Raw genomic sequence first — 25,483 nt, 5'->3', positions numbered from 1 at the left:
TATTGGCGTTGTCGCGCCTTGGAAGAGACTCGCAGCGTTCCACTCGCCGTTGTTGATGGCCTCGAAGAATGGGACAAATGATCGGGACGCATGGCGGCCTGCCGCGCGCGATCGCGGGCGCGCTGATTGACAGGAGGGGGTGGAGCCTCGATCGTCTCGGCGTCATCGTCAACATGACCGGTCCGCTCGCCGGCATGGCCTCCGCAATGCTCACCGGGTGGCTGGCCAACAGGCTCGGTCGGCGGCGGATACTTCTTGTCGCAGCGGCCGTTCAGCTTCTAGCCGTTTTCGCCGTGGCGGCAGCGGTCATGGCGACGGCAATCCCTGCCGCTGCCGTCGCCGCATGTGCAGTCGGTTATTTTCTCCTCTACACGCCCGCCGCAACCGCCCTCGCCGTCGTCATGATGGACCGCACCGCCGGTGAGGCGCCGGCCACGGACTATTGTCAGGATGTTTGCCGGGCGCGCGCCGCGATACGCTTGCGGGCCATGCCGATATGCTTAACCGGCGGAGCGTCGATGCCGCGTTCTTCGTTGGACCGATGATCGACGCGGACATCATAGCCGAGCGCCGCGAACTTATCGTTCAGCATCATCGCCCAGGCCGCGCGGATTTCGAGCAGCTTCACGCGGCTGTTCCATTCGCGCGGTTTCCGGCCGAACATGCCGTCGACAATCGGACGGGTCGGTATCAGCACATAGCCATGGTGGCGCTTGCCTCTGGGCGTATCGCCCATTTCGATCAGTGTCAGGTCGGCGGCAAAACCCGCGATGCAAAATATCTCGCTGGCGAAACGCTGCAGAACCGCGATCGACGCCGGCAGGTCCAGTTCATCGGGCAGCGCCACGTCGAACTGACGGCCAAGCTGCGCATCCTTGCGGATTTCGGCGGCTTCGAGCGCGTTCCAGAAACACTCGCGATCCTCCCACTGCGCGGGGCCCCCGGACGGCAGTATCAGCGCAGACCAGGCAACCGCCCGCTTGTTCACGAAATTGGAAAACCGGCCGTAGCGCTCATCGTACAGGCGGCAGCTGTTTTGCCATGCCGCGGCCGCGACGATACTGCGTCCGGCGCCGCGGCTGATGATATTCACATGGAAATGAAAGATCGCCATCTTTTCCGCCTGTCCCAGCGTCACGCCCGAACCGGACCGTCAATTTTCATGACTGGTCCTTCCCGCCGTCCCGCTACCATTCGGGTGAGAGGTCCTGTTTCAGCCCGGCGATCACCGCATCCGAGATCGCCTCAATGCATGTGCGTTCGATGCTGGCCAGGTCACCGTGGATCAGTTGCCGCGGGAACCGCATGCGTTGGCCCGCATAGAGGACAGGCAGCGCGATATGCGCGGTCGATGCACCGAGCCGGAGCAGTGCGATCAGATGATCCTCCAGCCTAATCCCCGGATCGCCGGACTCGATCGCGCGATACCAGCGCAGGCTTCCGCCCATTTCGGTGGCGACCTCCAGCTGCGTCAAACCGAGCGCCTTTCGCGCCTGCCTGATCTTCTCGCCGGAGAGCTTCTTGAGTTCCTTGAAGATCGACAGGTCGACGTCGGCGAATTTTCCATCGGATGCCATATGTCCTTCCTCCCCGGTTCGGCCCGTCGGGCTCTGTGGGTAATCCGGCAAAGGTAGGATCGTGGAGTAACCAGCATCAAGAATAGATGCCGATGATTTTAGAGGAATATCTCTGCCCATTTATAGCGGATGCGCGACCATATTTATGTTTCGACGCACAATGAGCAGTTAATTTCCATTTTCCTCCAAATCGGATCATTCAGGAACTTTATTGCCGAACCGGCACCAGATCAGTCCATGTGATCCCGAAAGCGAATTTATAAGGCTAAGTTCGCATATTTACGGCTAATATCGCCATTTCAGGCACCCCACTGCCGGGGCCTGTTGCAATCCTCTTCGTTTCAAATCACTCAGATCGTGTTGCGAGGGTTCAAGTCGAATCGGACCTGATACTTCGGACCATTAAGTATTCATCAACCATGGCGCGGGGCGCCAACATGGAGTCGTGCATGATGCCGATTGCCAAAGCGATGACGGCTGCCCTGGGCACACTGATCGTCACGACGACAGCCTGTGCCGGACCCGGCGGACATGGCCGACAGACAGTTATCGCGCCGGTGGCCGAGCAGCCGCGCATCGTGGTGGCGACGGTCGATGGGTTCGTTCTGCGCGCCGCCGTGACGAACCGGATGGAGTCGATGCCCGCACCCGTCACTGCCGAGCACATCCCGGTGGGGTCGGGCACGCATGTCGATGCGCGCCTGCTCTCCCGCCCTGCCAGCACTCTTCAGGAGAGATCGCATGCACATCCATAAGCCCACCCGCCTGTTTGGTGCGGCAGCCCTCGTCCTCCCCTTGTTGCTCGCTGCTCAAGGCGCAGCGTTCGCGCAAGCCGCCGATCCGCTTACCGCCGCCGCGCGCGATGCCGAAAGCGAGTTGCGGCAGACCTTCGTCAATCTGCAATTCGAGGATTTCGGGCCGGCGCCCGTCAAGGGCCCGATCTATCAGGCGACGGCGGGCGGCCGCATCATCTACTATGCGCCTGACAGCGAACATCTGTTGTTCGCGGAAATCTACGACCGCAACGGCCAGAACCTCACCGCGCTGGCGCAGAACGCCGCTTCAGCGAAGAAACTCGCCGGGATCGACACCGGCATGGCCCTCGCCATCGGTCCGGCGGGCGCGCCCACGGTGATTGAGTTCACCGATCCCGACTGTCCCTACTGCCGGGCGCTCGACCGCTTCTGGGCGGCGAAAGCGGCCGAAGGCAAGCCGGTGCGGCGCCTGATCTTCTTCGTCTCCGGCATCCACGCCGAGGCCGCCGCCAAGGCCGAGCATGTCCTTTGCTCCCCGGACAAGGAAGCGGCGTTCAAGGCGATCTACGCCGGAACCGCGCCCACGCCTTTGCGCACATGCGCGGAAGGCAAGGCCAGGGTCGAGGCGCATGCCGGAATCGTCGGCAAGACCGGCATCACCGGCACGCCGACCCTGATCGCGGACGGACAGATGATTTCCGGTTTCCGGCAGGCCGAGATCGAGGCGTTCCTCGACGGTAAGAAGGCGCTCGCCAATGCCGGCCGCTGATCGCCTTCCGGCTCCTCACATCGCGAACGCGCGGTGCATCGGCTCTGCCGCTGCCGCGCAAATCCCAATGCCGGCGGCGGGACCCGAACCGGGCCGTCCAGCCTCGCCGTCGGCCGACAGCGATCCTCATCGATGCCGGCAAGCAGTCCCCGGAGCGGCCCATCTTCCCTGGAGCAAGTGCATGTTGAAAACACTCGGCAGACAATCCGCCTCAATCGCCAATGTCGGCATTCCCGTAACCCTGCTCGCGCTGCTCGGGGCCGGTGGGGCTCACGCCTTCTCGGCGCCGGCGGCCGGCGACCTCGGCTACGACATCTACGATATCGTGGTCAATCAAGGGGTCAAAGGCCCGCTCGGCTTCGTCGGCGGCGTCGCGGCCTTCCTGTTCGGCGTGAGCAGGCTCTTCTCGAACATCATGATCGGCATCCCGACCATCGTGGCGGCCGTCTGCCTGATCAAGGCGGACTCGATCCTCCAGACATTCGGAATGGTCATCTGACGGATTGGTCCGCCGCCGCGCCTGGGCGCGGTCGGCGGACCTCAACGGGCCAGGGCGCATGAGGCGCACTGGCGGGACAACCCCCGAAGTTCAACCAGCTTCGCAGGGAGGTCACGACGCAAGGAGGAGAAGGCTCGTGGACGAGCGGCTACCCCAATATCTGCACAAACCCGTCCAGATCCTGTGGTTCGGATCGGACGAGTTCGTGCTCGTGATCACGGTGATCTTCGTCGCCGTGATCGTGGGCGGGATGCTCGGTTGGGCGCTCGTCGCGGGTCTTCTCCTTTTCGTTCCCTGGCTCCGCACCAAGCCGCGCGGCTTCATCCCGCACATGGCCTGGCGCTGGGGCCTGGTCCGCTGGTCCAACTATCCGGGTCCGACCCAGACTCGGTTCTACGAATGAGGCGGGCCATGTTCGGACGCAAATCCCCCGGCACACCCCCACGCGATCCGCTGATCGGCAAGCCGGGCAGCTATGGCATCCACCGCTACCTGCAAGGGGCGAGCAACCTGTTCGAGGAGAACCGGCTGTTGAAGCTCGCCGTCATCGGCCTGTTCGGGATCACGGCGGTGCTGGGCACGGTGATCTACACCTCCAACCAGAACACCCGGACGATCATCGTCCCCTACGGCGCGGGCGGCGACCTCTATGTCACGGGCGGCGAGCCGTCCGAGGCCTATCTGCGCTCGATCACGCGCAATGTCGTGTCGCTCTCGGGCACCTACTCCGCCTACTCCGCGGATCGGCAGTTCCAGGAACTGCTGAGCATCACGCACCCCTCGACCTACAACAGCCTGCGCGACAGCCTCAACCGGCTGCTCGACGAACTGGCCAATAATCCGACGCTCTCGATCGCGACCTATATCCGCCCCGACCAGCCCGTCACCTGGACCCGGACCGAGATTCTCGTGCCGGTCGAGAAGGTCCGGGTGATCGGCGGGGTGATCCGCAAGTTCCGGGGCAATCTTCGGATCCGTTACGTGATCGACAATGGCCGCTTCTGGCTGACCGCCCTCAATGAGGAAAATTTCGATGTCCAGCCTCGCTAAGTCCGCGCGGCCGAGCCTGATGCTGCTCGCCCTGTCGCTTGCCGCTCCGGCCGCCGCGCAATCCATCATGGTTCTGCCCGACCAGACCAGCACGATCCGCCTGTCAAACCGCGACATCAACCATGTCATCTGTTCGGGCGGAGAAATCGAGGACGTCAGGTTCAGCGCCGAAAAGGCGATCGCCGTGGAGCGCGCCGGTTCCGACGCCTGGATCAAGTTCCTCGTTCGCGAGATCGACGACGCCGGGATGGTGACGCGCAGCTTCGTCACCGTGCCGTCTGAGTTCTTCATCACCTGCAACGGCGCGGTCTATGCGCTCTATGCCGAGCCGTCGGATATTCCGGCGCAGACGGTGATGCTCCAGCCCGGCGCTCCCCAGCGCGCCCGCGCCAATGAGGAACTGCTAGGACCCCTGGTCGAAGAAGAGCGTGCAGTCTCGATCACGCTCTCGATGCTCCAGGACCGGATCCCGGCGAGCTTCACCAGCGTTGCGCCCCGATCCGGGCCGATCCGGCTCGCGACGCTGCCGGGCGCCACGCTGGAGGAACGACGCCGCATCGAAATCGACGGGTCCGGCCTCTCGGCATCGGAATATCTGGTCTCTGCCGCCGGCGGCGCGCAGCTCGACGAACGCGGTTTTCTCGACGGCGCGCTCGGCGCCAACATCTTCGCGATCACCCTCGACCGGGGCAATATCGAGGCCGGGGAAGCCGCGCGGCTGATCGTCGTTCGCCGGGGAGCCGGGCAATGAGCGGCGGGGACTCTCGCGGCGGTCGCGGGCCCCGCGGGCGCGGTCCTGCCGATCGCGCGGAGGAACTCGACCTCGACGGCTATGAGGCGGACCGCCCTCGTCCTGGCGAGAATACGCGCGGCCCCGCGCTGCTCGATCTCAAGACGCGGTGGCAAACGCTGACCGCACGCCAGCAGCTGCGTTTGAGGCAGCTTGGCGTTGCCGGTGCGATCGGCGTGCTGGGGCTCGGCCTCTACACGGCCAGCGGCGACAAGACCGAGCAGGCCGCGCCATCGCCCAGTTCGAAGCTCGACATGGGCGCGGGGCTTCGCGGCGACAGCCTAGAGGTCAAGCTGCGCGGCGACCTGCAGAAGATTCTTGATGGACAGCAATTGCTCGGCGATCGCGTCTCCGCCATCGAGGAAGGCAAGGTCGCGCCCGGTTCCGGCACGCCGCCCCATGCGCTGGACGGCGATCTTCCTCCGGCGATCCCCGGCTCGGTTCCCGACTTTCCCGAACCGCCCGCGACCGGTGACATCGATCCTTCCGTCGCGAAGCCGCCCGCGCCGCCCGCCGCGCCGCCAGCGCCTCCGGCCCCGCCGGTCGAGAAGACCGTGGGCGCGATCGGCGCCGCGACCAGTCCGGTCGCGGCCGCCGATGGGGCACAGGCCGCTAAAAAAAAGACGCGGACCATCTATTTGCCACCTGGTTTCATGAAGGCGCGGCTGCTGACCGGGATCGATGCGCTGGCGAGCCGGGATGCGACCAACAATCCCGAACCGTTGATCGCGCGGGTGCAAGCCCCCGCCGTCCTGCCCAATGACGTCAAAGCCAACCTCGCCGGCTGCTTCGTCATCGGCAACGCCACCGGCAGCCTCGCGAAGGAACGGGTCGAAGTCCAGTTGGTCAGCCTCTCTTGCGTCGATTTCGACGAACGCTCGGTGGTCGACCAGCCCATCAAGGGCTTCTTCGTCGACGCCGACGGCAAGAAGGGCCTCTCCGGCAAGGTCGTCACCCGCGCCGGCGCGGCCCTTGCCCGCGCGTTCATCGCCGGGACCATCACCGGGGTCGCCGATACGGTCCAGAATACGGTCGGCGACGTCTCGACCTCGGCGCTGGGTTCGGTGCGCACGCTCGATGCGGGCGACGCCGCCAAGGCCGGCATCGCCGGCGGCCTGTCGCGATCGTCCGAGAAGCTCACCGATTTCTATCTCGATCTCGCGCGCCAGGCGGGGCCGATCGTTGAGGTCGGCGCGGCGAAGGACGTCGTGGTCGTGATCCAGGAGGGCGTCACCCTCGATATCAAGCCGACCGCCGGAAGCAAGTTCTGATGCGCCGGCTCCTCATCCAACAGGGAGTATCGCCCATGCGGCCTCTATCGCCCGCGCGCCGATCGCGCGCCCTCTCCCCGCTTCTTCCGGTCTGCGCCGCCTTCATGCTGAGCGGCTGCGCGACGATGGGCTCGATCATGTCGCCCTATAGCGAGAAGTTCAGTTGCAAGAACGACGATCACGGCCAGTGCATCCACCCTGAGAAGGCCTATGCCGATGCCGTTGCGGGCGTCGCGTCGAAGTCCGATCCGGCGGTCACCAGGGACAGGAAGTTGCTCAGGGACGGCAAGGCCGCGCGCGGTTCCACTGGAACAACGTCGGGCGCCTTCGCCGGTTATCGCGATAGCGTCTATCGCGAGCTCCAGGGGCTGATCGAGCAGCCGGTCACGCCGATGCTCAAGCCCCCGCGTTCGGTCCGGACGCTGATCCTGCCCTATGCCGACCGCCAGCGGCCCGACCGGCTCTACATGCCGCGCTATGTCTATTCGCTGGTCGAGCGCCCGCAATGGGTGGTCGGCGACTATCTTGTCGCCCCGGTTTCGCCCGCGTCCCGCGCGAACGTGCTCGAACAGGTCAGGGACCGCCCCGACGATGGCCAGAATGATGCGGGGGCCCGGCCATGACCAGCTATCAATCGGGCATGACGCTGGCGCGGCTGCGCCGCAGCGTCGAGCGCGACAGCTATTCCGATTTTCTTCCGCTCGCCGCCTGGGTCGAGGAAGAACAGGCCTTCCTCACCATCGACGATGGCTGGGGCTATAGCTGGGAGCTGATCCCCTCCCCCTACATGTTCGCCCATGTCCATGAGGCGCTGCTGGGGCTGCTCAACGTCAATTTTCCCGAAGGCACGATCCTCCAGCTCCAGAGTTTCGCCGACCCGCTGATCGACGATGCGCTCGACGCCTTTCTCGACCTCAAGACACGGCCCGATCCGCTCATCCAGGCCTCGGCCCGGCGCACCTTCGACTATCTGCGCGCCGGCACCATGGGCTTGAAGGCCCTGCATGGCATCCCGATCCGCGATTTCCGCGCATTCCTGTCGGTCAAGACGCGCGCGCCGATGGACAGCGACCTGCGCCGCCAGATCGAGGAGCAGCTCGCCAAGCTCGGCATCCGCCCGATGGCGCCGAGCGAGATCATCTCGCTCTACCGGCGCATTTTCCACGGCGATCATGCGCCCGCGCCCGGCGTCTTCACCCAGACCGCCGACGTGCCGCTGCGCCGCCAGATCATCGCTGCCGCGCCGGCGCTCCGCTTCGACGGGCCGGAAGTATATCTGGGCAACCAGGTGGCGCGCTGTCTGACGCCCAAGTCGCCGCCGCGGCGGATCACCGCCGAACGTGCCAATCGTCTCACCGGCGGCATGCGCGGGTCGTCCGAGGACAGCGACCAGATCGGCGGGCCGTTCCTCTATACGCTCAATGTCCTCTTCGATCACTCGGCCTTCGAGATCCACAAGCGCGCGCAGATTCTCTCGGCGCAGAAGGCGGCGGGGTCCTTCGCGGTCGAGGTCGGCAAGCAGATCGAAGAGATCGGGTGGATCCTGGACGAGGCCGGAAACACCCGGTTCGTCTCGGTAATCCCCACCATGTGGGTGTTCGGCCGCGACCGCCATCAGGCCCGCGAGATGGCGGCGCGCGCCAAGCGGCTGTGGGAGAGCGAACCGCTGCCGTGGATGGTCCAGGAGGAATCCTACCTCAACCCGATCCTGCTGGCGGCAAGCCTGCCCTTCGGCCTGTACCCCGAGCGACGCACGATCGGTATGCTGCAGCGCGATTTCCGCGTGCCGGTGCGCGCGGGCGTGCTGATGTCGCCGATCCAAACCGATTTCCGGGGCGGCGGGCGGCCGGCGCTGCTCTACACGGGCCGCAAGGGGCAGCTCATCACGCTCGACCTCTTCGATCCGCGTATCAACAACTACAACTTCATCGTCTCGGCGGAATCGGGCGCGGGCAAGAGCTTCCTGCTCAATAACCTGTGCCAGCAGTATTTCGCGCAGAACGCGCTCATCCGCATCATCGACATCGGCGGCAGCTACAAGAAGCTCTGCACGCTCTGCTCGGGCCGTTACATCGATCTGGGCGAAGAGCATCTCGTCCTCAATCCGTTCGACCTGGGGCTCGCTCTCGACGGCGACGATCGAGAGTCCGCGATCTCGATGGCGGTGTCGATCGTCGCGGAGATGGCCAACGCCGGGACGCGCAAGGGCGTCACCACGTCCGAATGGAACCTGCTCAAGTCCGCCGTGCAATGGGCGATCGAGAGCGGCCGCGCGGAAGCCGGGATCGATGCGGTGCGCGAATGGCTCGGCTCCTATCCGGCCAACACCGTCTCCGATCTCGACCGGGTCGACCACCTCGTGCCCACGGCGCGCGAATTGGCCTTCAACCTGCGTGATTTCGGGTCGGACGGAGCCTACGGCCATTATTTCAACGGTCCCAGCACGTTCGACATCTCGAACGATGAATTCGTGGTGCTCGAACTCGAGCGCCTGAAGGCCATGCCTGACCTGTTCAACGTGGTCGTCATGGTGGTGATCAACGCGGTAACGCAGGAACTCTACCTGTCCGCCCGTGATCGCCCCCGCTTCGTGCTGTGCGATGAAGCCGCGCAGTTCATGACCCGCGAAGAGGGCCAGGACCTGTCGCGCCTCGCCGAGGCGATCAGCCAGGGCTATCGCCGCGCCCGAAAATATCGCGGCAGCTTCGGCATCATTCTCCAGAGCATGAACGATCTGCTGCTGTTCGGCGGCACGGGACAGGTGATCCTGGAAAATGCCGCGACGCGCTTCCTCCTGCAGGGATCGACCTATGACAAGGCGGTCGAAAACAAGATCCTCGACTATTCGGGTTTCGTCCTCGACCTCCTGAAATCGGTCCGCAACAACAAACCGAACTATTCGGAAGTCTTCATCGACAGCCCGCTTGGCCTCGGCATCGCCCGGCTCGTCGTCGATCCGTTCAGCTACTGGATCAACACCTCCGCGCCCGAAGACGTGGCCGCGTTCGAGGCGCTGGTCCGCGCCGGACGCTCGCCGCTCGAAGCGGTGTGCGATCTCGCCGGCGTCGATCCCGCCGGGATAATCGGCACGTCCTTCGATGACGCAGCGCCGCTGAAGCGGAGCGCGCTGTCATGACGCGGCGCTCCCCCTCCCCCGACCAGTTGCCGCTCCGGCTCGTGGAGAGCCCGGATGAGGATATCGAGCGGATCATCGAGGCGCGCGTCGCCGCACGGGCGGAAGCCGACGCATTGCGCTGGCGCTTCCGCCTGGTGGTCATCGAATCCGTGATGATCGCATCGCTCGTGCTCGCGGCCGGGCTGGTGCTCGAACAGCCCGCTGGCATCGTTCTTCGCGGCGCGGCGATCGTTGGCGGCGGCTGTTTCCTGACCGGGCTCATCCTCATCGGCCTGACCGGGGCCGCGGGCCGCTTGCTCGCAAAACTCAGGAGGAAAAGATGATGCTGGACATACTCCCGCCCAGTGGCGGCAATGAGCGCCTGACCCTCGTCGTGCGCAGGCCGGACGAATCCCTTCACGACTACCTGGTCCGCTGCCAGTGGGAACTGGGCGACCGGGTCCGGTTCCTCGCGTCCGTTCGCGATGCGCAATGGACCATCCTAGAAAGCGAGCGCCAGCGCTGGCGGCGGCACGCTCTCCTGCTAACCTTCACCGGGCCGGTCATCACCGCCCTGGCCTATGCCGCTCTTGGCTTGTGCGGGGCCGCGGACAGCGTGCTGCCAGTGCCGCTCATGGCCGGGCTGATCGCCTGTGCCGGAATTGCCGGCGCCGCGCTGGCGATCGGCATCGCCCGCATCATCGACAGCATCCCGAATTGGCTGGTCACGCGGAGGGCACGGAGATGGGCATGAACGGCAGCTTCTCCGGCTCGCCCGACCCGTCGTCGATCCGGCCGCTGATCGGCGACATGATCCGTTGGCTTGCCCGACAGATCGACGGCGGGATCGACGAAATCCCTCCTCGTCCCGGAAAACGGCCGGAGAATCTTTTGATCCGTCCAGGGATGGCCCCGCGCCTGCCGGGCGAGACGCAGGAAGCCTACGTCGAACGCCTGCATCGCTCGAATGAAGCCGTGCTCCTGATCATGACCCGTTCCGCGCTTGCCATGGAATATACGTCCGGTCGGGACGAGAGGATCGCGGCTCTGCGCTTTCGGCAGATCGTGGGCCTCGAAGCGGCGGCGGCCTCGATCATCGTCGGCCTGTTCCTGCTCGTCCCGGAAATGCCCCTGTTCATGCGGGCGGCCATTCTTGTCCTGACGCCGATCGCGCTTGTGCGGGGAGGACTTTGGTTCCTGCACCGCGCGTCGAGGATGGCAAATGCCCTCGCCCGACATGCCGAAAGGTGGGGCCGATGAACGGCATCTTCTCCGGCGCGCCTTGTCCGTCATCCATTCGCCTGCTGGTCGGCACCCATCTGCTGTTGATCCTCCAGTCTTCGCTGGTGCTCTGGTCGGCCCCCGACCTCGGCGGCAGCCAGGCGCTGATCTGGCTCACGCTGTTCCTGGGCGTCACCGCGTTCATCTGCGCGGTCTGCGGCGAGAGTCGTACGCCTGCCGTTCCCTGGAGGGAGCGCCGCCGTGGTCGATAGACGTGTCCCCCAAGGCTGGCATGTCCTCGCCATCCAGTCCGCGCTCATCGCCGGGTGTCTGGCCGGCGCGCTGATCGTCGCGGGGGTGGCCCACGCCGAGACATCGACCATTGGTCGTACATGGCCGATCGCCGAGCCCGACGCGATGGCCGAGATCGAGGCGCGTGCCGCAAAGCAGCCGCCCAATATGGCCGAAAAGTTCGGGCCGCGTTCGGGCTGGAGCGCATTGAAAGGCGCGACGCTCGGTGTCGCGCGCCAGAACCAGGTTCGCAGCGTTGTGCCGTTCTACACGCTCGATCAGGAAATCCGGCTGCCGGACGGCAAGCTGCTCTATCCTGCGGGCTTCACCTTCAACCCGCTGACCTATGTGTCGCTGCCGCAGAAGCTGGTGGTCGTGCATCCCCGCGATCTGGGCTGGGCGCTGAAGACCGCCGCGCTCACCGACTGGATCATCCTCACCGGCGGTGGGGACGCAAAGGACGATGCGCTCTCGCTTGGCGAGAAGCACGGCCGTGCCCTCTTCATTCTCGAGGAGCGCGTGAAGGAGCGGTTGGGCCTCACCGTCGCGCCCGTGATCGTCCGGCAGGTCGGCCAGAAGCTGGAGCTGACAGAGGTGCGCGTCGATCGCGCTCCCGTACGAAAGGCCATCCCATGAGTCGGCTCATCTCGATGCTGCGCACCGGCGCGGCGGCCCTCGCTCTGGCGCTCGTCGCGCCCGCCACGCCTGCGCATGCCTCCAAATGCGAGGCGGGCACCGTGTTCAATCCGATCACCAAGGTGCGCTGGAACTGCATCTTCCCGATCACGATCGGGGGCGTGCGGGTGGGCTCCTACGATAAGCTCGACAAGGAACTGGACGCCCAGTCGGCCTCCAAACCGCTCTGCGCCTGCCGCAAGGGTGCGACCTTCTGGTTAGGGGTCAAGGTTTCGTTCTGGTCACCCAATCGCATGGTTGATGTCGTGACCGAGCCGGGCTGCATGATGGCGCTCGGTGTCGATCTCATGCCGACCGGTGGGAAATTGCAGGGCAGCCAGTCGTCGATCTCGGACGGCACCAACACCCGCAAGATGTTCGCGCAGGCGCATTATTACATCTCGCCGGTCTGGAAGATGCTCGACATGTTCACGGACCTGCCGTGCATCGAGGATGATGGCTTCGACGTCGCGATGATCACCGAGGTGCTGCCGACCTGGCAGTCGGGCACATTGGGCGCTATCATCCAGCCCGAAGGCATCCTGTTCGGCAATCCGGCGGCCGGCCTCGCCTGTATGGCCGACAGCGCCGCCGCAGCTGCTGGCAAGGTCATCGATCCCCTGTTCTGGTGCATGGGCTCCTGGGGCGCGACCTATCCGGTCGCCGGCGACATCCATTTCGGGGACAGCGTCGAGGCCTGGGCGGGTCTCGCCGCGCGCTCGACGTTCATGATGGGCAGGCTGGGCGCTCTCACGATCCACTCGGCGGACGGCTGCTCGTTCAAGCCGCAGCCGATCTGGACCAAGAGCCGCTACAAGATGCAGATCATGGAGCCGGTCAAGGGCGGCAAGTGCGTCAACATCGGCCGTCCCGGCGCGCTCTGGACATCGGGCAAGCACGCGCCGGGCAAGGACAATGCCCAATTCATGTTGTTCGAGAAGGCGATCTGCTGCGCGGGGATTTCCACGCCATGAGCAGATCGCTTCCCCCAAACCGTGCGTCTCGCGCGGGTAGCTGCCCCGCTCGTCACGGAACGCTCCCCACCGTGAGCGGGCGCGCGGAAGGAGCGGCGGTGTGCCTTTCAACCGCCGCTCCCCCCTCGGTCAGCGCGGCCGAAAGCCCCCCGCCGGGGCCGGCAATGCCCCCTCCCGCCGTATCTCCGGTGGCGGCCGCGCTGACCATTTTTGAGGGACAGGCCGTCTTCAGGATACTCTCGCCCGGATCCAGCGCGTTCCGGGCGGGAGACGTGCTGCGCTTCGCCCATGGCTCGCGAACCACCCGCGCGAGGACGCCATGGTGAAGCGCGGCATCCTCCTCCTCGCGGCCAGCGCTCTGGCGCCGGCGCCGCTCTCGGCCCAGACGGTCGAGGACCGCGCCCGCGCCGCCGCCGAAGCATCCCGCGCGAAGACCTCGGACAGCGATGCGATCCAGCAGAATTATCTGACGCCGGGGCTTGCCGGACAACCGATCTCGACAGTCGACAACAGCCGGACGTTCAACCCCAATATAGCGTGCCAGAAGACGGCGACGCTGCTCGAACGGTTCGCGCAGCCGGCGGCGACCGGCGATATCGGCAGGCTGCGGATATCGCGCGACAAGGATCTCGACGGCACGGTCGACCAGACATTGACCCTGCCGGTGCCGGTATCGGGCATTTGCGCCAATGGCGTCGTCTCCTGTCAGCCGGGCACCTGGAACCAGTGCAAGAGCTTCAAATGGGATGTTGCGTCAGGCGGCGATCTCAAGCTCGCGCAAGTCGACCTGACCGATCTCGCCGGTTGCTACTGCATCAACAACAGCTGCGGCAGCAACCTCGTCTGGGGCAATATGGCCTCGGTGCTGAAAGACCTGGGCGGCGGCGTCATCGGCGCGCTCACCACGGCCGATCCGCGCGTCGGCGTCGCGCAGGCGGTGATCGACGGCCCGGCCATCCGTTACACTGGCGCCCAAAGCACGGCCTGCTCGCCCAACCCCGCGCTCCCGCAGACGGCCTATCGCGCCAGTCCCGCCACGATCCAGGGCGATGCCGCGAGCGTCGCCGCATCGAACAGCATCTTCCAGGCGCTCAAGGGCTCGCCCGCCGGCGTCGGCAAGGCCGAGCAGATCCGGTCCTGCACGATCACGCGGGAGGTGTCGTTGAACGCCGTCAAGGCGGACGATGTGATCGCGCATCTCGGCGGCGCCTATGCGATCTATGCGCCCGCACCCGATCAGCTCACATTGCAGATGGGCTCGCCGCGCGACGACAGCCTGCGAGGCGGGAGCTGCCGCATCTTCGAGTTTTCCATGCGGCTGCGGATCGATGATCCCGATCGCCTCGCGCAGTTCCGGCTCTCGCACTATTTCTTCGACGACTGGCTCCAGCTTCGCATCGACGGCGAGCTCGTGCTGTCCAATCCGGCGAACTGGACCGGGACCGGCCTGCCGCCCGGCAAGTGCGAGCGGAAACGGACCTGGCATGCCTATCCCAATCTCGACCTCAAGCCGTGGCTGACCCGCGGCGAGCATGTCATTTCCATGCGCATCGCGGTCGGCGGTGAAGGAGAGGCCTTCGCGCAGTTCGATGCAATGCTCGACCTCAGTTGCAACCCGACCGAGCGGATCGTCGACCTGTGCGCGGGCTATGCCGGCGACGTCAATTGCGCGCTTCATGACGAAAGCGTCGATGGCGTCGAGACGTTCCGCAACGGCGTCGGCACCGGCCTTACACCCCTCCCCCAGGCACGCCTGTTCGAGAGCGGCGCCTGCTCGCTCCGTCTCGCGCGGCCATGGTTCGAGCGTCAGCGCCGTTATCGTTGTACCGTCGATACCGGATCGATGCCGGAACCTGATCTGAGCCGCGGCGCCTATATCATCGACCATTCGACCGAGACCATGCTGGCCGACCGGACGAGGACCTCGGACGGGGGTTATGCCACCGCGTCACGGCCCTTCGCGCTGCCCGATCGCGGCTCGGTTCCGGCCTGCGAGCCGGTCTGCAAGACCCGCGCGCCCGCGCGCAATACGGCGGCTACCCTCGACGGAGTGGTCGGCACGAAACAGAATGCGCCTGTCGGGTGGGACACCTTCTACCATGCCTGCACGGCGGCAGGCGGCGGCGATGTCTGCCCTGTGGGTCCGGGCGAGGAAATCGTCTCGGCCTGCGGCTGCCTCGACGATTTTCCCGAAGCCGTCGTCATGATGCAGACCGTCCGCCTCGGTGGGGCCGACATGGTCTGCACGGGGGAAGTCCGATGATCGGGCGCCTCCTTCCCTGGCGGAAGCGCGCACAGCTGCTTGCGCTCGGCCTGTACGGCTTGCTGCTCGCGGGGCATGTCACGCCAGCGCAAGCGCAAACGCTCCCGGTCTGCGCGGTCGATCTCGATGGCAACGGCGATGCCGGTGATCCTGGCGAGGTCGCGAACTGCACGATCATGGCGGATGAAGAATGGCTCTGCCCGATCCAGCAAGTGATGTGCGTGGCCGATGCCGAGGGCGCGTATAGCTGCCCGCTCGGCAGCCAGCACTCATGCCTGACGCCGGTCGGCGGCGGCACGCCGATGTGCTCGCCCAATGCCTGCACCGGCAGCGACGGCACCGGAATTGAGGACGATCCCATCGTCGACGATCCCGGCGCGCCTGCCGATGGCGAAGTCGATGCCGAAGGGCATTGCCTCGGCAATATCGAGATATTCGCGGGACGCGCGGTGCGCTGCCGCCCAGCGGGTCTCAAGACCACCTTCTCGAACTGCTGCAAGGACAAAGGCAAGATCGTCAAGGACGGGATGGGCTCGTCCATCTCGTCGATCGGCACTAAGATCGCGGTGGCGAAAGGCGTCTTCACCGGCATGAAGGCCGCCTATGGCGCGTTCAAGGCGGGCGCGACCGCCGGCCAGGCCGCGAGCTCCGGCGCGAACGCGATCATCGCCGGGATCGATCCGACCTCGATCGCCATCAGTCTCGCGATCAATTTCATGATGGATTTCCTCCTGTCCGGCTGTGACCAGCAGGACATGGAAGTGGGCATGCTGCGCGGGTCGGGCATGTGCCACGAGGTCGGGACGTATTGCTCCTCGAAGATCCTCGGCATCTGCGTGCAGAAATCCAAGGGCCACTGCTGCTTCAACACCAAGCTTGGCCGCATCATCCAGGAACAGGGTCGCCCGCAGCTCAAGAGCTTCAACGGCCTTGGCTGGGGCACGCCGAAGAACCCCTATTGCCGCGGATTCACCCCCGAGGAATTCCAGGCGCTGGATTTCAGCAAGATGGACCTCTCCGAATATTATTCCGAAATCGAGGCCCGCGCCCAGGCCGACATCCAGATCGACATGAAGGACAAGATCGATGCCTATATGCAGGTCATCGGCCAATAACGCGCGCGTCTCGCTCGCGCTGGCCGGTATCGCTTTCCTCTCCACCTCCGCGCCAGCGCAGGACACCGCTCCGCCGGTAAGCGCGAGGGAGCGCGCGCAAGAGCAAGGCGACACGGCGATGGACCGGCTCGAACGCGCCACCGCCGCGCGCAAGGCCGAAGCGGAAATGCGCGGTCCGACCGCGCTGCCGACGCCATCGGACGAGACCCGCCGCCGCGCTTTCGAGGGGCTGCGCAAGCGCGCTCCGTCGCCGGCGATGGATGCGCGGGCGCGAACCGCGCTCGACAACGGCAAGGAGGCCATGGCCGCCGAGCACGACGCCATGGCCAGACGGCTCGGCCAGGCGCTCGGTCTCGATGCGCCCGACATGCAGGCCGTAGCCGGCATCACCACGCCTCCCGAAACCAAAGGCTGGGTGCCGGTGCTGTTCGTCTCGTCCTCGATGCCGGTGACGACATTGCGCATCTATGCCGGGCAGCTCGAACGGGTCGGCGGCGTGCTGGCCTTTCGCGGGATGCCCGGCGGGCTCACGAAGGTCGCGCCGATGGCGAAACTCTCCGCGGAAATCCTGCGCCATGATCCGGGATGCGAAGGCCCGGCCTGCGCGATGCGCGACGTGCAGTTGATCGTCGATCCGCTCATTTTCCGCCAGCACGGCGTCACCCGCGTCCCCGCACTCGCCATGGTGCCCGGCGATCCGGCGCTGCCCTATTGCGAGCGCGAGGATGATGCCCCGCGCGCCGCGCATGTCATCTACGGCGACGCCGCACTTTCAGGATTGCTCGAAGAATATGCCCGCCTCGGCGGCAAGCAGGAGGTGCGCGATGCTCAGACTCGCCTTCAGGGCCGCTAGATCCGGCTGGGCCGAACTGAAGCTGCTGCCGCTCAAGGCCGCGGTCGCGCTCGGCAGTTCGGGGCTCGGCCAGCCACCCCGACCCGAACAGTTGTGGAAGGCGTTCGGCATCGTCCTGCCGGTGGGCCTGCTGACGTGGTGGGCCATTCCCCAGGCGACGATCGTGATGAGCCCGTCGATCGACGCCTGGCTCGTCCGCAAGGCGCCGGGGCCGATCCATCGCGGCGATTTCGTATCGTTTACCCTGTCGCATCCGCTCGCCGGTCCCAAGCCGGTCGATGTTACCAAGATGGCGCTGTGCCTGCCGGGCGACCGCATCGACTGGATCGAGAAGCCGTCGTCTGCATCTGGCCCCATACATCCCGGCGAATGGGATGGCTGGTACTATTGCAACGGCAAGCTGCTCGGGATCAGCAAGCCTTATGGGCACAATGGGCAGAAGCTCGACCATTGGCGTCCGATGATCGGAACGATCCCGCCGGGCATGATCTATGTCGGCTCGTCGCACGCCAGCGGGTTCGACAGCCGCTACTACGGCCCGGTCGAGATCGAGCGGCTGAAGCGCATGGAGAAGCTGCTGTGATCCGCCTCGCCCTCCTCATCGTGGCGGTGCTCCTGCCGATCCTGCCTGTCCATGCGCAGACCGGCGAGCAACGCACCGGCTACTGGTGGTATCAGGCGCCGCCCAAACCCACGGAAGAGGATGCCGATCCCGACGCTCTCAAAAAGCCGGTGATCCCGCCGATGGTCGAACTGGCCACCTGGACGCCGCCGAAGATCAGGAAGCTGATCGAGGAACAGCGCGACTACGCGGCGACCGTGCTCACCGTCGATGCGGTCGCGGATTTCTGGCGTCTGCAGGACTTCGCCCGGCGCAAGGCCCGAGCCTTCGCCGGTGTCACGCAGATCGCCATGCTGCAAAATCCCGAACTCAACGCCAAGTCCGCCAATCCGATGGTCGGCGAGGCGCGTGACCAACTCTCCGCTCAGAAGGATCAGGTCCGCCGCCAGTATCTGCGTAGCCGCGCCAATGAATTCGCGCTGGTCATGTTCTCGCGTTCGACCTGCGGCTACTGCCGCGTCCAGTGGCCGATCGTCCAGCGCTTCCAGGACGAGATGGGCTGGCAGGTCACACTTCAGGACATCGACCGCAAGCCGGAACTCGCGCAGCGCTTCGGGGTCGAGGTCACGCCCACGACGATGGTGATCCGGCGGGGCAGCCAGCAGCGCATGGTGATCGCCAGCGGGGTCGAGGCCTATCCCAACCTCATCCAGATGGCCTACCAGGCGGTCCGGCTGCTCGCGGGCGATATCCGGCCCGAACAGTTCCTGACCGGCGCGGGCGAGGAAGACGGGTTCTTCGACGCGCTCGCCAACGGCCCGGTCTCCGCCACCGATCCGCGCGTCCTGGGCGGCGATCTGGTGGACGTTCGGATGGGACCCCGGCCATGATCCGCTTTGCCCCCATCCTGCTTACGGCGATGCTCATGGCCAATGGATCCGCGCACGCGCAGGCGCCGACGCACGAACAGGCGATGCGCGCGGCGATCCACCCGGTCGCCACCGACGCGAAGATGCGCCAATGGCTCGCCCGCGTTCCGGTGACGCGCGACTGGCCGCCCGACTTCGCCGAAACCATGAAAGGCCAGGCCCCCGCGTTCATCGTCGAGATGAGCACGGCGCCCGGCTGCATCCCCTGCGCCGATCTCTGGGCGCGGCTCGGCACATTGGGGCAACGCTATGGCTGGAAGGTCCGCACGATCGGCAGCCAGGAAGCGATGCTGCGCTCCGGGCGCCTCGGTCTGCCATGGGTCGGGCATCCGGTCGCCTGGGTCCGCCCTGTCGCCGATTCCAATCGCATCATTCCCGTCGCGATCGGCACCGATCACGCGCCCAACCTCGCGCGCAATCTCTACCTCGCCGCCAAGATGCTGACCGGGGTGAAGCCCGCTGTCGGCGTGCGCGGCATGGCGAAGTTCACCGGAATCGTGGCCGCGCCCACGCCTCCATCCTCCAACCGAGCAAGGAACTGACATGGGGAGCCAGACCCTTGCCCGCGCAAACGAAAGCTGCCCGCCATGGCAAACCCGCGCCGCCGCCTGACCCTGCTCGCCTTGCCCCTGCTGGCTTGCGTTGCCTTCGCCACACCGGCTTGTGCGCAAAGCTGGGCCGAAAGCTGGTTCGACAATGTGACCTATACCAGCCCCGGCTCGTTCGAGGACCAGACCCGCGGCTATATCACCGCGGGCGGCATGTCGGGCCGGATCGATGTCCATAACGACTATCTCATGTCGGTCACGCTGCCCAAGGTCCGCGCGGGCTGCGGGGGAATCGACATGTTTTTGGGCGGCATGTCGTTCCTCGATCCCGACTATCTCGTCCAGAAGCTCGAAAGCATCCTTCAGGCCGCCCCGGCGGTCGCTTTCCAGTACCTGCTGGAAACCCTCGATGAAAAAATGGGCAACATCATCTCGAAGATGGAGGCGGCGACCAACTTCCTCAACTCGATCCAGGTCAACGATTGCCGGCTCGCCAACCGCATGGTCCAGATCGCCCGGGGCGACGACAATATGTCGGGCATCATCGAAGAGATGACCGGCTACAAGAGCGTCCGCGAGGGCTTCTCCAAGAGCTATCAGCAGAGCCGCGAAAAGATTCAGGCGAACCAGGGCAATCCGACCGAGGATCTGCGCGACGCGCTGGAAAACTGCCCGGCCGAGGTCACCGACATCTTCAAGACCGGCTCGCTCCTCGCCCATGCCGCCGCGCGTGTCGGCGCGTCCGACTGGGCCGGCGTCATGCGCGCCCGCGTCGGCGACGTCTATATGCGCTGGGACCCGGCGGACAAGGTACCGCTGTTCACGGCTATCCCCGCCTGCGCGCGGCAGGACACCGAGAGCGTCGATGATTTCCTGACCGGCAAGGTCCAGACCCGCGCGATCGCGGTGCCGCCGACCTCGGCCGACTGCTCGACCGACGGCAGCGGCAAGGGCGCGCTGGTGCTCGCGCGCGGCCGGATGGAGTCGATCGCGATCAAGATCCGCACGCGCGCCGCGCTGACGGCGGAGGAACGCCAGTTCGTCGCCAATGTGCGCACCCTCCCCGTCTATCGTCTTCTGGAATGGGGCGTGCGCCAGGGGCTGGTCGAGAGCGTGATCGGCGATACCGACGAACTGGTCGCGTTGACGCTCGCATACCAGATGCTCAACGACCTCACGCGTAGCATAGATTTTGCCGTGTCCAATGCCGAACGTGGCGTGACCGCCGCCGGCGCGGCCGATGCCGGCAGCGCCCGGATCTGCCAGACCCGCATCCTCGCCAAGGGCATTGAGCAATTGAGCGGGCTACGCGACGAGGTGCTGCGCCAGCGCGCGCAGATGCGCCAGTCCTACATGGCCGCCCTCAACCAGGCGAACCTCTCGGCCAACTATGCCGGGGTCGTGCGCCAGCGCGACCGTGATGCGCGCGACGCCGCCGGCGCCGCCGCCAACCGCAACCGCTGACGGAGGGCCGCGTCATGCACCGCTTAGTTCGCGCGATCTCGGTCCTGATCGCTCTCTTCTCGGCCAGTCCCGCGCTGGCGATCGATGCGAGTTTCCACACCTATGACGGCTTTGCGGAGACGGTGGACGCCTTCCGCCTCGTCTCGATGATCTTCGGGGATTCGCGTTACGAGACATTGGTGCTGATCGTCGCGGTGGTGGGCATCGCGCTCGGCGTCCTGCTCGCCAGCATCCGCGGGCAAGGCATGGGCATCGTCGCCTTCGGGTTCCAGATGCTGATCGGCGTCGGCCTGTTCGTCGGCCTGGTCGCGACGACGGGCACGGTCCATGTCTACGACCGCGTCCGCAACGCCTATCAGCCGGTCGGCGACGTGCCGAACCTCATCGTGCTGGTCGCGGGCATGACCAACATGATGGAGCGCGCGCTCGCGGAAGTGATCGACGACAACACCACCGATCCCCATGCCAAGCTTGAGTTCGGGGCGGGCGGGCACAGTTTCGACCTGTTCCTCAATGCAGCGAGCCCGCGCGGCCCGATGACCGACACGTTCCTTGACGCGACGATCAAGGACTATGTCCGGCAATGCTATCCGGTCGCGCGGGTCTCGCCCGCCTATGGCGTCGACGACGATCAGCTGTTCCGCACGGCGACCGATCTTCCTGCCGCCTTTGCCGCGATGGCGGGGCCGGCGACCTTCAGCACGGTGTTCACGTCCACCGACAAGGGCGGCACGACGGTGAGCTGCAACGAGGCGTGGGAACATATCTCGACACGCCTCTCCGAACCTGCGCTGTTCGACAATTATGTCGCGCAGGTCTGCACCCGCACCGGCTACGACATCGGCAATGCGACCCAGCTTCAGCGCTGCCGCTCCAACATCGGCGAACTTGGCCAGATGATGATGGATACGCCGCTCTCGCTCCAGCAGTTCCTGACCAATGTGATGCTCGGCAGCACGGTGGGCGATGTGCTGTTCGAGGACAGTCCTGCAACGGCGGCGCGTGTCATGGCCAATCGCGCTGTCGTCTCGTCAGGCCTGGCCACCATGTCGACGGCCAACGAGTGGATGCCCACGATCCGGGCGACGGTCTTCGGGATCATGCTCTTCATGATGCCCGTCGCGCTGCTGTTCATCCTCACCCCGATCAATCTGCGCGTGGCTTCCTTCGCCCTCGGCCTGTTCGTCTTCGTGGCGCTCTGGGGCGTGATCGACGCCGGGATCTATCAGCTGACGCTCGGCCGCGCGACCGATGTGCTGGCCGAGATGCGCGCCAACCATGTCGCGGCCAATGCCTGGATGCTGGCGCCGTCGTCCGCGATGAAGGCGCTCGCCATCTTCGGGAGTTTCCGCACCGCGTCCGCGGGTCTTGCGGGGGCGTTCGTCTTCACGGTTTTCCGGTTCTCCGGTAATGTGTTCACCTCGTTCACATCCGGCGCGCTCGGTGTGCAGGGTCAGGGCACGGCAGCCGCCGCACCGCTTGCCACCAGCGAAGGCTATGCCGGCGCGCTCGAGGCGCAGGCGGGAGCAGCGGGCACCATGGCGCGGCGGGGCGCGGCTTCGAACTTCGGGGATTTCGGGGAGCGCTCGGCCTTCGGCGCAACCCGTGCGTTCGGTGCCGCGAGCAGCGTGCTCGGCGAACATGGCGGCGGCGCCAGCGGGACGGCCGCATTCGGCATGGGCAAGCTCGATGCGGCACGCGAACTGGGCGGGCTCTCCCCTGCCCTCACCGGCCGCAGCCTCACCGATCCCGCGACCGTGCGCGCCGTGCGCGACAATGCCGCGACCAGTGCGATCCATAATTTTGCCGAGAAGGATGCGCTCCGCAGCCTTGGCACCGGCTATTTTGGCGAGGGGCAATCCGGGGAACGTTCGTTCGCGGCCTTCACGCAGAAGATGGTCCAGTGGAAGGCGTTCGGGGATACGCGCGCCTATGACATGATGCTGTCCGGAGCCCAGCGGCATTTTGAGAGGAACGGCTACGACCAAAAGGATGCCGCGCTCAAAGCCTCGACGGTGATCGCCCAAGCGTCGGCTGATCCGACCTTCGCCAAACTGATCGCCAATACCTTCGACCAGGAGCAGATGCTGCGCAACGATCTTACCGGCGCGCAGATTCAAGTCGGCGCGATGGAAGGCCGGCGCGATTTTGCTGGCGACAATGTAAGGCGGATCGAGCGCGGCAATGTCGCGACCGAGCAGGCGCATAGGACCGGCAGCAATGAGGGCCAGCGCAACGCCGCCTCCATGCTCGGCCTCTCAGTCCAGGAAACCTCCCGCCGCATCGCCTTTATCAATGCGCTATCCGGAGAGGCTCGGTCGACAGCCATTTCCCAACTCTCCCGCGCAACCGGCCGCAACGAGGCGCAGGTCATGCGGGCGCTCGAAACCTACAATGCCGCCGTGCAGGTCGGCACCGCCGACGGTGCGACCGTCGAGGCCGCGCGCGAGGGCGCCAGCGTCTATGGCCGCACCCGCGAGGCAGCGGGCTTCGATTTTGCGGAGCGGTCGGGCAAGCTCGACGCGCAGCGTGAGGTCGGTCACGACGGTACGCGCTCGGCCGCCCGGATCGGGGAGCAGCGGCGACAGGCCGACAATGCCGGGTTCGCGGAAGGCGCGGCCGCCGCGGGCATGTCGGTGCGCCAGGCCGCACATCTCGACAGCTTCATCCGCACGCTGTCGCAGGGCGCCGGCAATCAGGTCGACATGGCCGAAGGTGGTGCGGCCGGGATCGCTGACCGCGCTCGCAACGAACGGATGACGCGGATCATCGATAATGAGCGCCTGACGCGCATGCAGAAGCTGCTGGCCGATCATGGTGTCGACATGTCGAAGCGGCAGATCGCCATGGCGCAGAATGGCGATCTGAGCCTCAATCTCACCCCGGAGACGGCGGCGCAGATGTGGCGCGGCGGGCTCATCAACGAGAGCCAATTGGGCGCGGTCGCCAATGGCGGGCGGGCAAGGTTCTCGTTCGCCGACAACGATCTTCTCGTCTCCAGCTCGGTCGGGTTCCAGCAATCGGCCCGCAACGATACCTCTACGCGGTTCGAGGCAGGGAAACAGGCCGGGCCCGACACGATCGAGCATTTCCTCAGCAGCGGCGAACAGGGCCAGGCGATGATGCAGAACTGGCTCAAGGGCGGGTTCGAGATGGACCGTCATGGCAACTGGCGTCTGAACCCGCAGGTGGCCGATACGCTTACGCGCGACGTGCAGGCGATCATCGCGCAGACCGGGTGGCAGCGCGGGCTCTCGCGATCCGCGCAGGATAATGTCACGATCGGTACAAGCGTCGGCGCTCAACTCGGAGGCTCGGTTGGGGTCGATGAATCGGAGGCGATAGGCGGTCGCGGGCAGCCTGCAGAGAAAGGCAAGCAAGCGGGCCAAGCGCAGTCGCCACAGAAGACCACGTCGACCTCAGGTCGAGTGGGCGCCAGTCTTGGTTTTGAAAGTCGTGACGTCGGAATCAGCAACGAGACAGCACAGTCGTCGATTGACATCGTCAACTACGACGTGCGCGAAGCGATTGCCGCCGCCGAGCGCGAAGCCGCGCGCTCGAGCGACCCGGCGGCGACCTTCTCGCGTGAACTGTCGGACCGGATTCTTGGCCCGGATGGCATACGCAACCGATATCTCCATGATGCGGATTCCGGCCGGGCAACTTTCGACATTACCGGGCCCCTGACTTCGGTCGAACAGAACTCCGTCCTGAAGAGCGGTAGATTTTCTACGGACGTGGATGGCAGCCCCGGCGATGGCGACAGCAGCTTCAAGAATCGTTAGTGCTTGAAGAACCGACTAGGGTGCTGAAGGCTCAGCGGGTTGCCGATGTAGAGACCTCCCGACCGTGGATCGAATATATCGGTGCCAGCACGAAGGTCTTCCATTCCTCGCTCATGTTCCTCCCACATTCTTTTGGAGGTTCTGGCCACCGCTTCATCGGACACAGGCGTACCCTCGCCCGTCGATGAAAACCCGGCCACCCACTGCTGCACATAGCCGAGTCCAAGCACCATGAGTGCCGTCATCGGAAAGAACAGGAGGTTGAGAAAACCGGCCGCCGCACTGTCGTAGAACGCCTCAAGCGGCGCGATCCTGGTCGATGTAGCCATGCCAATCCACCAGACCGGAATTGCCGACCACCACAGCTTCGCGTACCACGGACGCCAGAGCCAATCGGACGGTTTCAGCCGAGGCGATGCCGGTTCGGGCGCTTGAATATGGGCGGCGTTGTTCATCGCTATATCCTCACTGGAGGACTATAGCAGAATTCTGTCGGTGTTCCATCATTTGTGAATCGGCTCGATCTGGAAACCGATTGGGAACAACGCTTCTAATCTATCGGCATTGACCCATCTTTGCGAACAGGGATCGATGTGGCGGCGTCAATTCCAGAGAGAGGGTATTGGCGCCGCCGCAATAACCGTCACCAATGTCAATGCATGACGGTCGTTCTTGCCAGTTCCGGTAAATGTCGCGGTTGGGACAGCTTTTGCGGTGTCCAACACGGACTGCGTCTCAGCCGCTTCTGCTGGGCATATGACTTACAAGGTCGGCACGAGACCGTGCATTTTCCATATCTCGAGCATCTCCATCCCCGGGCAACCCCATTCTCGGCACCTCCGCTGATGCGAGCGGCGGCGCGACCTGTAAGGCTGGCAGTCATGATGTTTTCAAAATCTGAAGTCCGGCTAACGGCTCGGAAATCATAAAATAGCGCATGGCACCTTCGCGCAAAAAGCCAGCGCACAACAATATCC

Annotated in this window: 26 protein-coding genes; 23 read left to right on the top strand and 3 right to left on the bottom strand. The window is 65.4% G+C overall.

What is annotated here, in order from left to right; all coding sequences use genetic code 11:
• Positions 1–445: 445 nt before the first annotated feature.
• Positions 446–1,114, bottom strand: coding sequence for a MobA/MobL family protein (locus tag LDB29_RS04010; protein ID WP_021690788.1), 669 nt, complete (start codon positions 1,112–1,114; stop codon positions 446–448).
• Positions 1,115–1,187: 73 nt separating this feature from the next.
• On the bottom strand, positions 1,188–1,577 hold the full coding sequence (locus LDB29_RS04005) for a helix-turn-helix domain-containing protein (protein ID WP_021246309.1): 390 nt from the start codon (positions 1,575–1,577) through the stop codon (positions 1,188–1,190).
• Between the two features lie 449 nt (positions 1,578–2,026).
• On the opposite strand from LDB29_RS04005, the gene LDB29_RS04000 reads away from it, so the two are divergent.
• From LDB29_RS04000 to LDB29_RS03890, 23 genes are all read left to right on the top strand, one after another.
• Entirely contained in the window at positions 2,027–2,332 is a 306-nt protein-coding gene (locus LDB29_RS04000; protein ID WP_037484342.1) for a hypothetical protein, read from the top strand.
• Positions 2,319–3,101: a DsbC family protein gene (locus tag LDB29_RS03995; protein ID WP_021246307.1), complete on the top strand. Its 783-nt coding sequence runs from the start codon at positions 2,319–2,321 to the stop codon at positions 3,099–3,101. Before LDB29_RS04000 ends, LDB29_RS03995 begins: the two co-directional genes overlap by 14 nt.
• 181 nt (positions 3,102–3,282) lie before the next feature.
• On the top strand, positions 3,283–3,600 hold the full coding sequence (locus tag LDB29_RS03990) for a hypothetical protein (RefSeq protein WP_013846818.1): 318 nt from the start codon (positions 3,283–3,285) through the stop codon (positions 3,598–3,600).
• A 136-nt stretch (positions 3,601–3,736) separates the two neighbouring features.
• Entirely contained in the window at positions 3,737–4,003 is a 267-nt protein-coding gene (locus tag LDB29_RS03985; protein ID WP_013846819.1) for a type IV conjugative transfer system protein TraL, read from the top strand.
• A gap of 8 nt (positions 4,004–4,011) precedes the next feature.
• A complete protein-coding gene (locus LDB29_RS03980) occupies positions 4,012–4,650 on the top strand; it encodes a TraE/TraK family type IV conjugative transfer system protein (RefSeq protein WP_021246306.1) in 639 nt (212 codons plus the stop codon).
• On the top strand, positions 4,634–5,401 hold the full coding sequence (locus LDB29_RS03975) for a type-F conjugative transfer system secretin TraK (protein WP_021246305.1): 768 nt from the start codon (positions 4,634–4,636) through the stop codon (positions 5,399–5,401). The genes LDB29_RS03980 and LDB29_RS03975 overlap by 17 nt, the downstream gene beginning before the upstream one ends.
• Positions 5,398–6,711, top strand: a complete 1,314-nt coding sequence (locus LDB29_RS03970; RefSeq protein WP_021246304.1) for a TraB/VirB10 family protein — start codon at positions 5,398–5,400, stop codon at positions 6,709–6,711. The genes LDB29_RS03975 and LDB29_RS03970 overlap by 4 nt, the downstream gene beginning before the upstream one ends.
• Positions 6,712–6,746: 35 nt before the next feature.
• A complete protein-coding gene (locus tag LDB29_RS03965; protein ID WP_031291881.1) occupies positions 6,747–7,334 on the top strand; it encodes a TraV family lipoprotein in 588 nt (195 codons plus the stop codon).
• On the top strand, positions 7,331–9,847 hold the full coding sequence (locus LDB29_RS03960) for a TraC family protein (RefSeq protein ID WP_257556220.1): 2,517 nt from the start codon (positions 7,331–7,333) through the stop codon (positions 9,845–9,847). Before LDB29_RS03965 ends, LDB29_RS03960 begins: the two co-directional genes overlap by 4 nt.
• Positions 9,844–10,170 (top strand): hypothetical protein, encoded by a 327-nt coding sequence (locus LDB29_RS03955; protein ID WP_013846825.1) that lies wholly within the window; start codon positions 9,844–9,846, stop codon positions 10,168–10,170. Before LDB29_RS03960 ends, LDB29_RS03955 begins: the two co-directional genes overlap by 4 nt.
• The gene (locus tag LDB29_RS03950; protein ID WP_021246300.1) at positions 10,167–10,580 is read left to right on the top strand and encodes a hypothetical protein; all 414 of its coding nucleotides are present in this window, start codon (positions 10,167–10,169) and stop codon (positions 10,578–10,580) included. Before LDB29_RS03955 ends, LDB29_RS03950 begins: the two co-directional genes overlap by 4 nt.
• Positions 10,577–11,086 (top strand): hypothetical protein, encoded by a 510-nt coding sequence (locus LDB29_RS03945; RefSeq protein WP_037484338.1) that lies wholly within the window; start codon positions 10,577–10,579, stop codon positions 11,084–11,086. Before LDB29_RS03950 ends, LDB29_RS03945 begins: the two co-directional genes overlap by 4 nt.
• The gene (locus LDB29_RS03940) at positions 11,083–11,319 is read left to right on the top strand and encodes a hypothetical protein (protein WP_021246298.1); all 237 of its coding nucleotides are present in this window, start codon (positions 11,083–11,085) and stop codon (positions 11,317–11,319) included. Before LDB29_RS03945 ends, LDB29_RS03940 begins: the two co-directional genes overlap by 4 nt.
• On the top strand, positions 11,309–11,974 hold the full coding sequence (locus LDB29_RS03935) for a conjugal transfer protein TraW (protein WP_021246297.1): 666 nt from the start codon (positions 11,309–11,311) through the stop codon (positions 11,972–11,974). Before LDB29_RS03940 ends, LDB29_RS03935 begins: the two co-directional genes overlap by 11 nt.
• On the top strand, positions 11,971–12,987 hold the full coding sequence (locus LDB29_RS03930; protein ID WP_021246296.1) for a TraU family protein: 1,017 nt from the start codon (positions 11,971–11,973) through the stop codon (positions 12,985–12,987). Before LDB29_RS03935 ends, LDB29_RS03930 begins: the two co-directional genes overlap by 4 nt.
• A 319-nt stretch (positions 12,988–13,306) precedes the next feature.
• Positions 13,307–15,250 carry a hypothetical protein gene (locus LDB29_RS03925; RefSeq protein WP_257556214.1) on the top strand — a complete coding sequence of 648 codons (1,944 nt, stop codon included), beginning with the start codon at positions 13,307–13,309 and terminating at the stop codon, positions 15,248–15,250.
• On the top strand, positions 15,247–16,365 hold the full coding sequence (traN, locus tag LDB29_RS03920; protein ID WP_021246295.1) for a conjugal transfer protein TraN: 1,119 nt from the start codon (positions 15,247–15,249) through the stop codon (positions 16,363–16,365). The genes LDB29_RS03925 and traN overlap by 4 nt, the downstream gene beginning before the upstream one ends.
• Positions 16,337–17,218 carry a type-F conjugative transfer system pilin assembly protein TrbC gene (locus LDB29_RS03915; protein WP_021246294.1) on the top strand — a complete coding sequence of 294 codons (882 nt, stop codon included), beginning with the start codon at positions 16,337–16,339 and terminating at the stop codon, positions 17,216–17,218. Before traN ends, LDB29_RS03915 begins: the two co-directional genes overlap by 29 nt.
• A complete protein-coding gene (locus LDB29_RS03910; RefSeq protein WP_021246293.1) occupies positions 17,190–17,801 on the top strand; it encodes a S26 family signal peptidase in 612 nt (203 codons plus the stop codon). The genes LDB29_RS03915 and LDB29_RS03910 overlap by 29 nt, the downstream gene beginning before the upstream one ends.
• Positions 17,798–18,670, top strand: a complete 873-nt coding sequence (locus tag LDB29_RS03905; RefSeq protein WP_021246292.1) for a conjugal transfer protein TraF — start codon at positions 17,798–17,800, stop codon at positions 18,668–18,670. Before LDB29_RS03910 ends, LDB29_RS03905 begins: the two co-directional genes overlap by 4 nt.
• Positions 18,667–19,251 carry a hypothetical protein gene (locus LDB29_RS03900; protein ID WP_021246291.1) on the top strand — a complete coding sequence of 195 codons (585 nt, stop codon included), beginning with the start codon at positions 18,667–18,669 and terminating at the stop codon, positions 19,249–19,251. The genes LDB29_RS03905 and LDB29_RS03900 overlap by 4 nt, the downstream gene beginning before the upstream one ends.
• A 45-nt stretch (positions 19,252–19,296) precedes the next feature.
• Positions 19,297–20,721 carry a conjugal transfer protein TraH gene (locus tag LDB29_RS03895; RefSeq protein ID WP_021246290.1) on the top strand — a complete coding sequence of 475 codons (1,425 nt, stop codon included), beginning with the start codon at positions 19,297–19,299 and terminating at the stop codon, positions 20,719–20,721.
• Between the two features lie 14 nt (positions 20,722–20,735).
• Complete coding sequence (locus tag LDB29_RS03890) at positions 20,736–24,506, top strand: conjugal transfer protein TraG N-terminal domain-containing protein (protein ID WP_021690792.1); 3,771 nt, start codon at positions 20,736–20,738, stop codon at positions 24,504–24,506.
• On the opposite strand, the gene LDB29_RS03885 is transcribed toward LDB29_RS03890, so the two are convergent.
• Positions 24,503–24,961 (bottom strand): hypothetical protein, encoded by a 459-nt coding sequence (locus tag LDB29_RS03885; RefSeq protein ID WP_021246288.1) that lies wholly within the window; start codon positions 24,959–24,961, stop codon positions 24,503–24,505. The genes LDB29_RS03890 and LDB29_RS03885 overlap by 4 nt on opposite strands.
• Between the last annotated feature and the right edge of the window lie 522 nt (positions 24,962–25,483).

This window comes from Sphingobium sp. CFD-2, from assembly GCF_024611135.1.
GTDB classification, from domain to species: domain Bacteria; phylum Pseudomonadota; class Alphaproteobacteria; order Sphingomonadales; family Sphingomonadaceae; genus Sphingobium; species Sphingobium fuliginis.
This window is presented reverse-complemented; position numbering and strand designations above follow the sequence as displayed.

What these genes read in the sequence shown, in the direction of transcription:
- LDB29_RS04010 (WP_021690788.1), bottom strand. Translation starts at nt 1,114, where the DNA reads ATGGCGATCTTTCATTTCCATGTGAATATCATCAGCCGCGGCGCCGGA.
- LDB29_RS04005 (WP_021246309.1), bottom strand. Translation starts at nt 1,577, where the DNA reads ATGGCATCCGATGGAAAATTCGCCGACGTCGACCTGTCGATCTTCAAG.
- LDB29_RS04000 (WP_037484342.1), top strand. Translation starts at nt 2,027, where the DNA reads ATGATGCCGATTGCCAAAGCGATGACGGCTGCCCTGGGCACACTGATC.
- LDB29_RS03995 (WP_021246307.1), top strand. Translation starts at nt 2,319, where the DNA reads ATGCACATCCATAAGCCCACCCGCCTGTTTGGTGCGGCAGCCCTCGTC.
- LDB29_RS03990 (WP_013846818.1), top strand. Translation starts at nt 3,283, where the DNA reads ATGTTGAAAACACTCGGCAGACAATCCGCCTCAATCGCCAATGTCGGC.
- LDB29_RS03980 (WP_021246306.1), top strand. Translation starts at nt 4,012, where the DNA reads ATGTTCGGACGCAAATCCCCCGGCACACCCCCACGCGATCCGCTGATC.
- LDB29_RS03975 (WP_021246305.1), top strand. Translation starts at nt 4,634, where the DNA reads ATGTCCAGCCTCGCTAAGTCCGCGCGGCCGAGCCTGATGCTGCTCGCC.
- LDB29_RS03970 (WP_021246304.1), top strand. Translation starts at nt 5,398, where the DNA reads ATGAGCGGCGGGGACTCTCGCGGCGGTCGCGGGCCCCGCGGGCGCGGT.
- LDB29_RS03965 (WP_031291881.1), top strand. Translation starts at nt 6,747, where the DNA reads ATGCGGCCTCTATCGCCCGCGCGCCGATCGCGCGCCCTCTCCCCGCTT.
- LDB29_RS03960 (WP_257556220.1), top strand. Translation starts at nt 7,331, where the DNA reads ATGACCAGCTATCAATCGGGCATGACGCTGGCGCGGCTGCGCCGCAGC.
- LDB29_RS03955 (WP_013846825.1), top strand. Translation starts at nt 9,844, where the DNA reads ATGACGCGGCGCTCCCCCTCCCCCGACCAGTTGCCGCTCCGGCTCGTG.
- LDB29_RS03950 (WP_021246300.1), top strand. Translation starts at nt 10,167, where the DNA reads ATGATGCTGGACATACTCCCGCCCAGTGGCGGCAATGAGCGCCTGACC.
- LDB29_RS03945 (WP_037484338.1), top strand. Translation starts at nt 10,577, where the DNA reads ATGAACGGCAGCTTCTCCGGCTCGCCCGACCCGTCGTCGATCCGGCCG.
- LDB29_RS03940 (WP_021246298.1), top strand. Translation starts at nt 11,083, where the DNA reads ATGAACGGCATCTTCTCCGGCGCGCCTTGTCCGTCATCCATTCGCCTG.
- LDB29_RS03930 (WP_021246296.1), top strand. Translation starts at nt 11,971, where the DNA reads ATGAGTCGGCTCATCTCGATGCTGCGCACCGGCGCGGCGGCCCTCGCT.
- LDB29_RS03925 (WP_257556214.1), top strand. Translation starts at nt 13,307, where the DNA reads ATGGTGAAGCGCGGCATCCTCCTCCTCGCGGCCAGCGCTCTGGCGCCG.
- traN (WP_021246295.1), top strand. Translation starts at nt 15,247, where the DNA reads ATGATCGGGCGCCTCCTTCCCTGGCGGAAGCGCGCACAGCTGCTTGCG.
- LDB29_RS03915 (WP_021246294.1), top strand. Translation starts at nt 16,337, where the DNA reads ATGCCTATATGCAGGTCATCGGCCAATAACGCGCGCGTCTCGCTCGCG.
- LDB29_RS03910 (WP_021246293.1), top strand. Translation starts at nt 17,190, where the DNA reads ATGCTCAGACTCGCCTTCAGGGCCGCTAGATCCGGCTGGGCCGAACTG.
- LDB29_RS03900 (WP_021246291.1), top strand. Translation starts at nt 18,667, where the DNA reads ATGATCCGCTTTGCCCCCATCCTGCTTACGGCGATGCTCATGGCCAAT.
- LDB29_RS03895 (WP_021246290.1), top strand. Translation starts at nt 19,297, where the DNA reads ATGGCAAACCCGCGCCGCCGCCTGACCCTGCTCGCCTTGCCCCTGCTG.
- LDB29_RS03890 (WP_021690792.1), top strand. Translation starts at nt 20,736, where the DNA reads ATGCACCGCTTAGTTCGCGCGATCTCGGTCCTGATCGCTCTCTTCTCG.
- LDB29_RS03885 (WP_021246288.1), bottom strand. Translation starts at nt 24,961, where the DNA reads ATGAACAACGCCGCCCATATTCAAGCGCCCGAACCGGCATCGCCTCGG.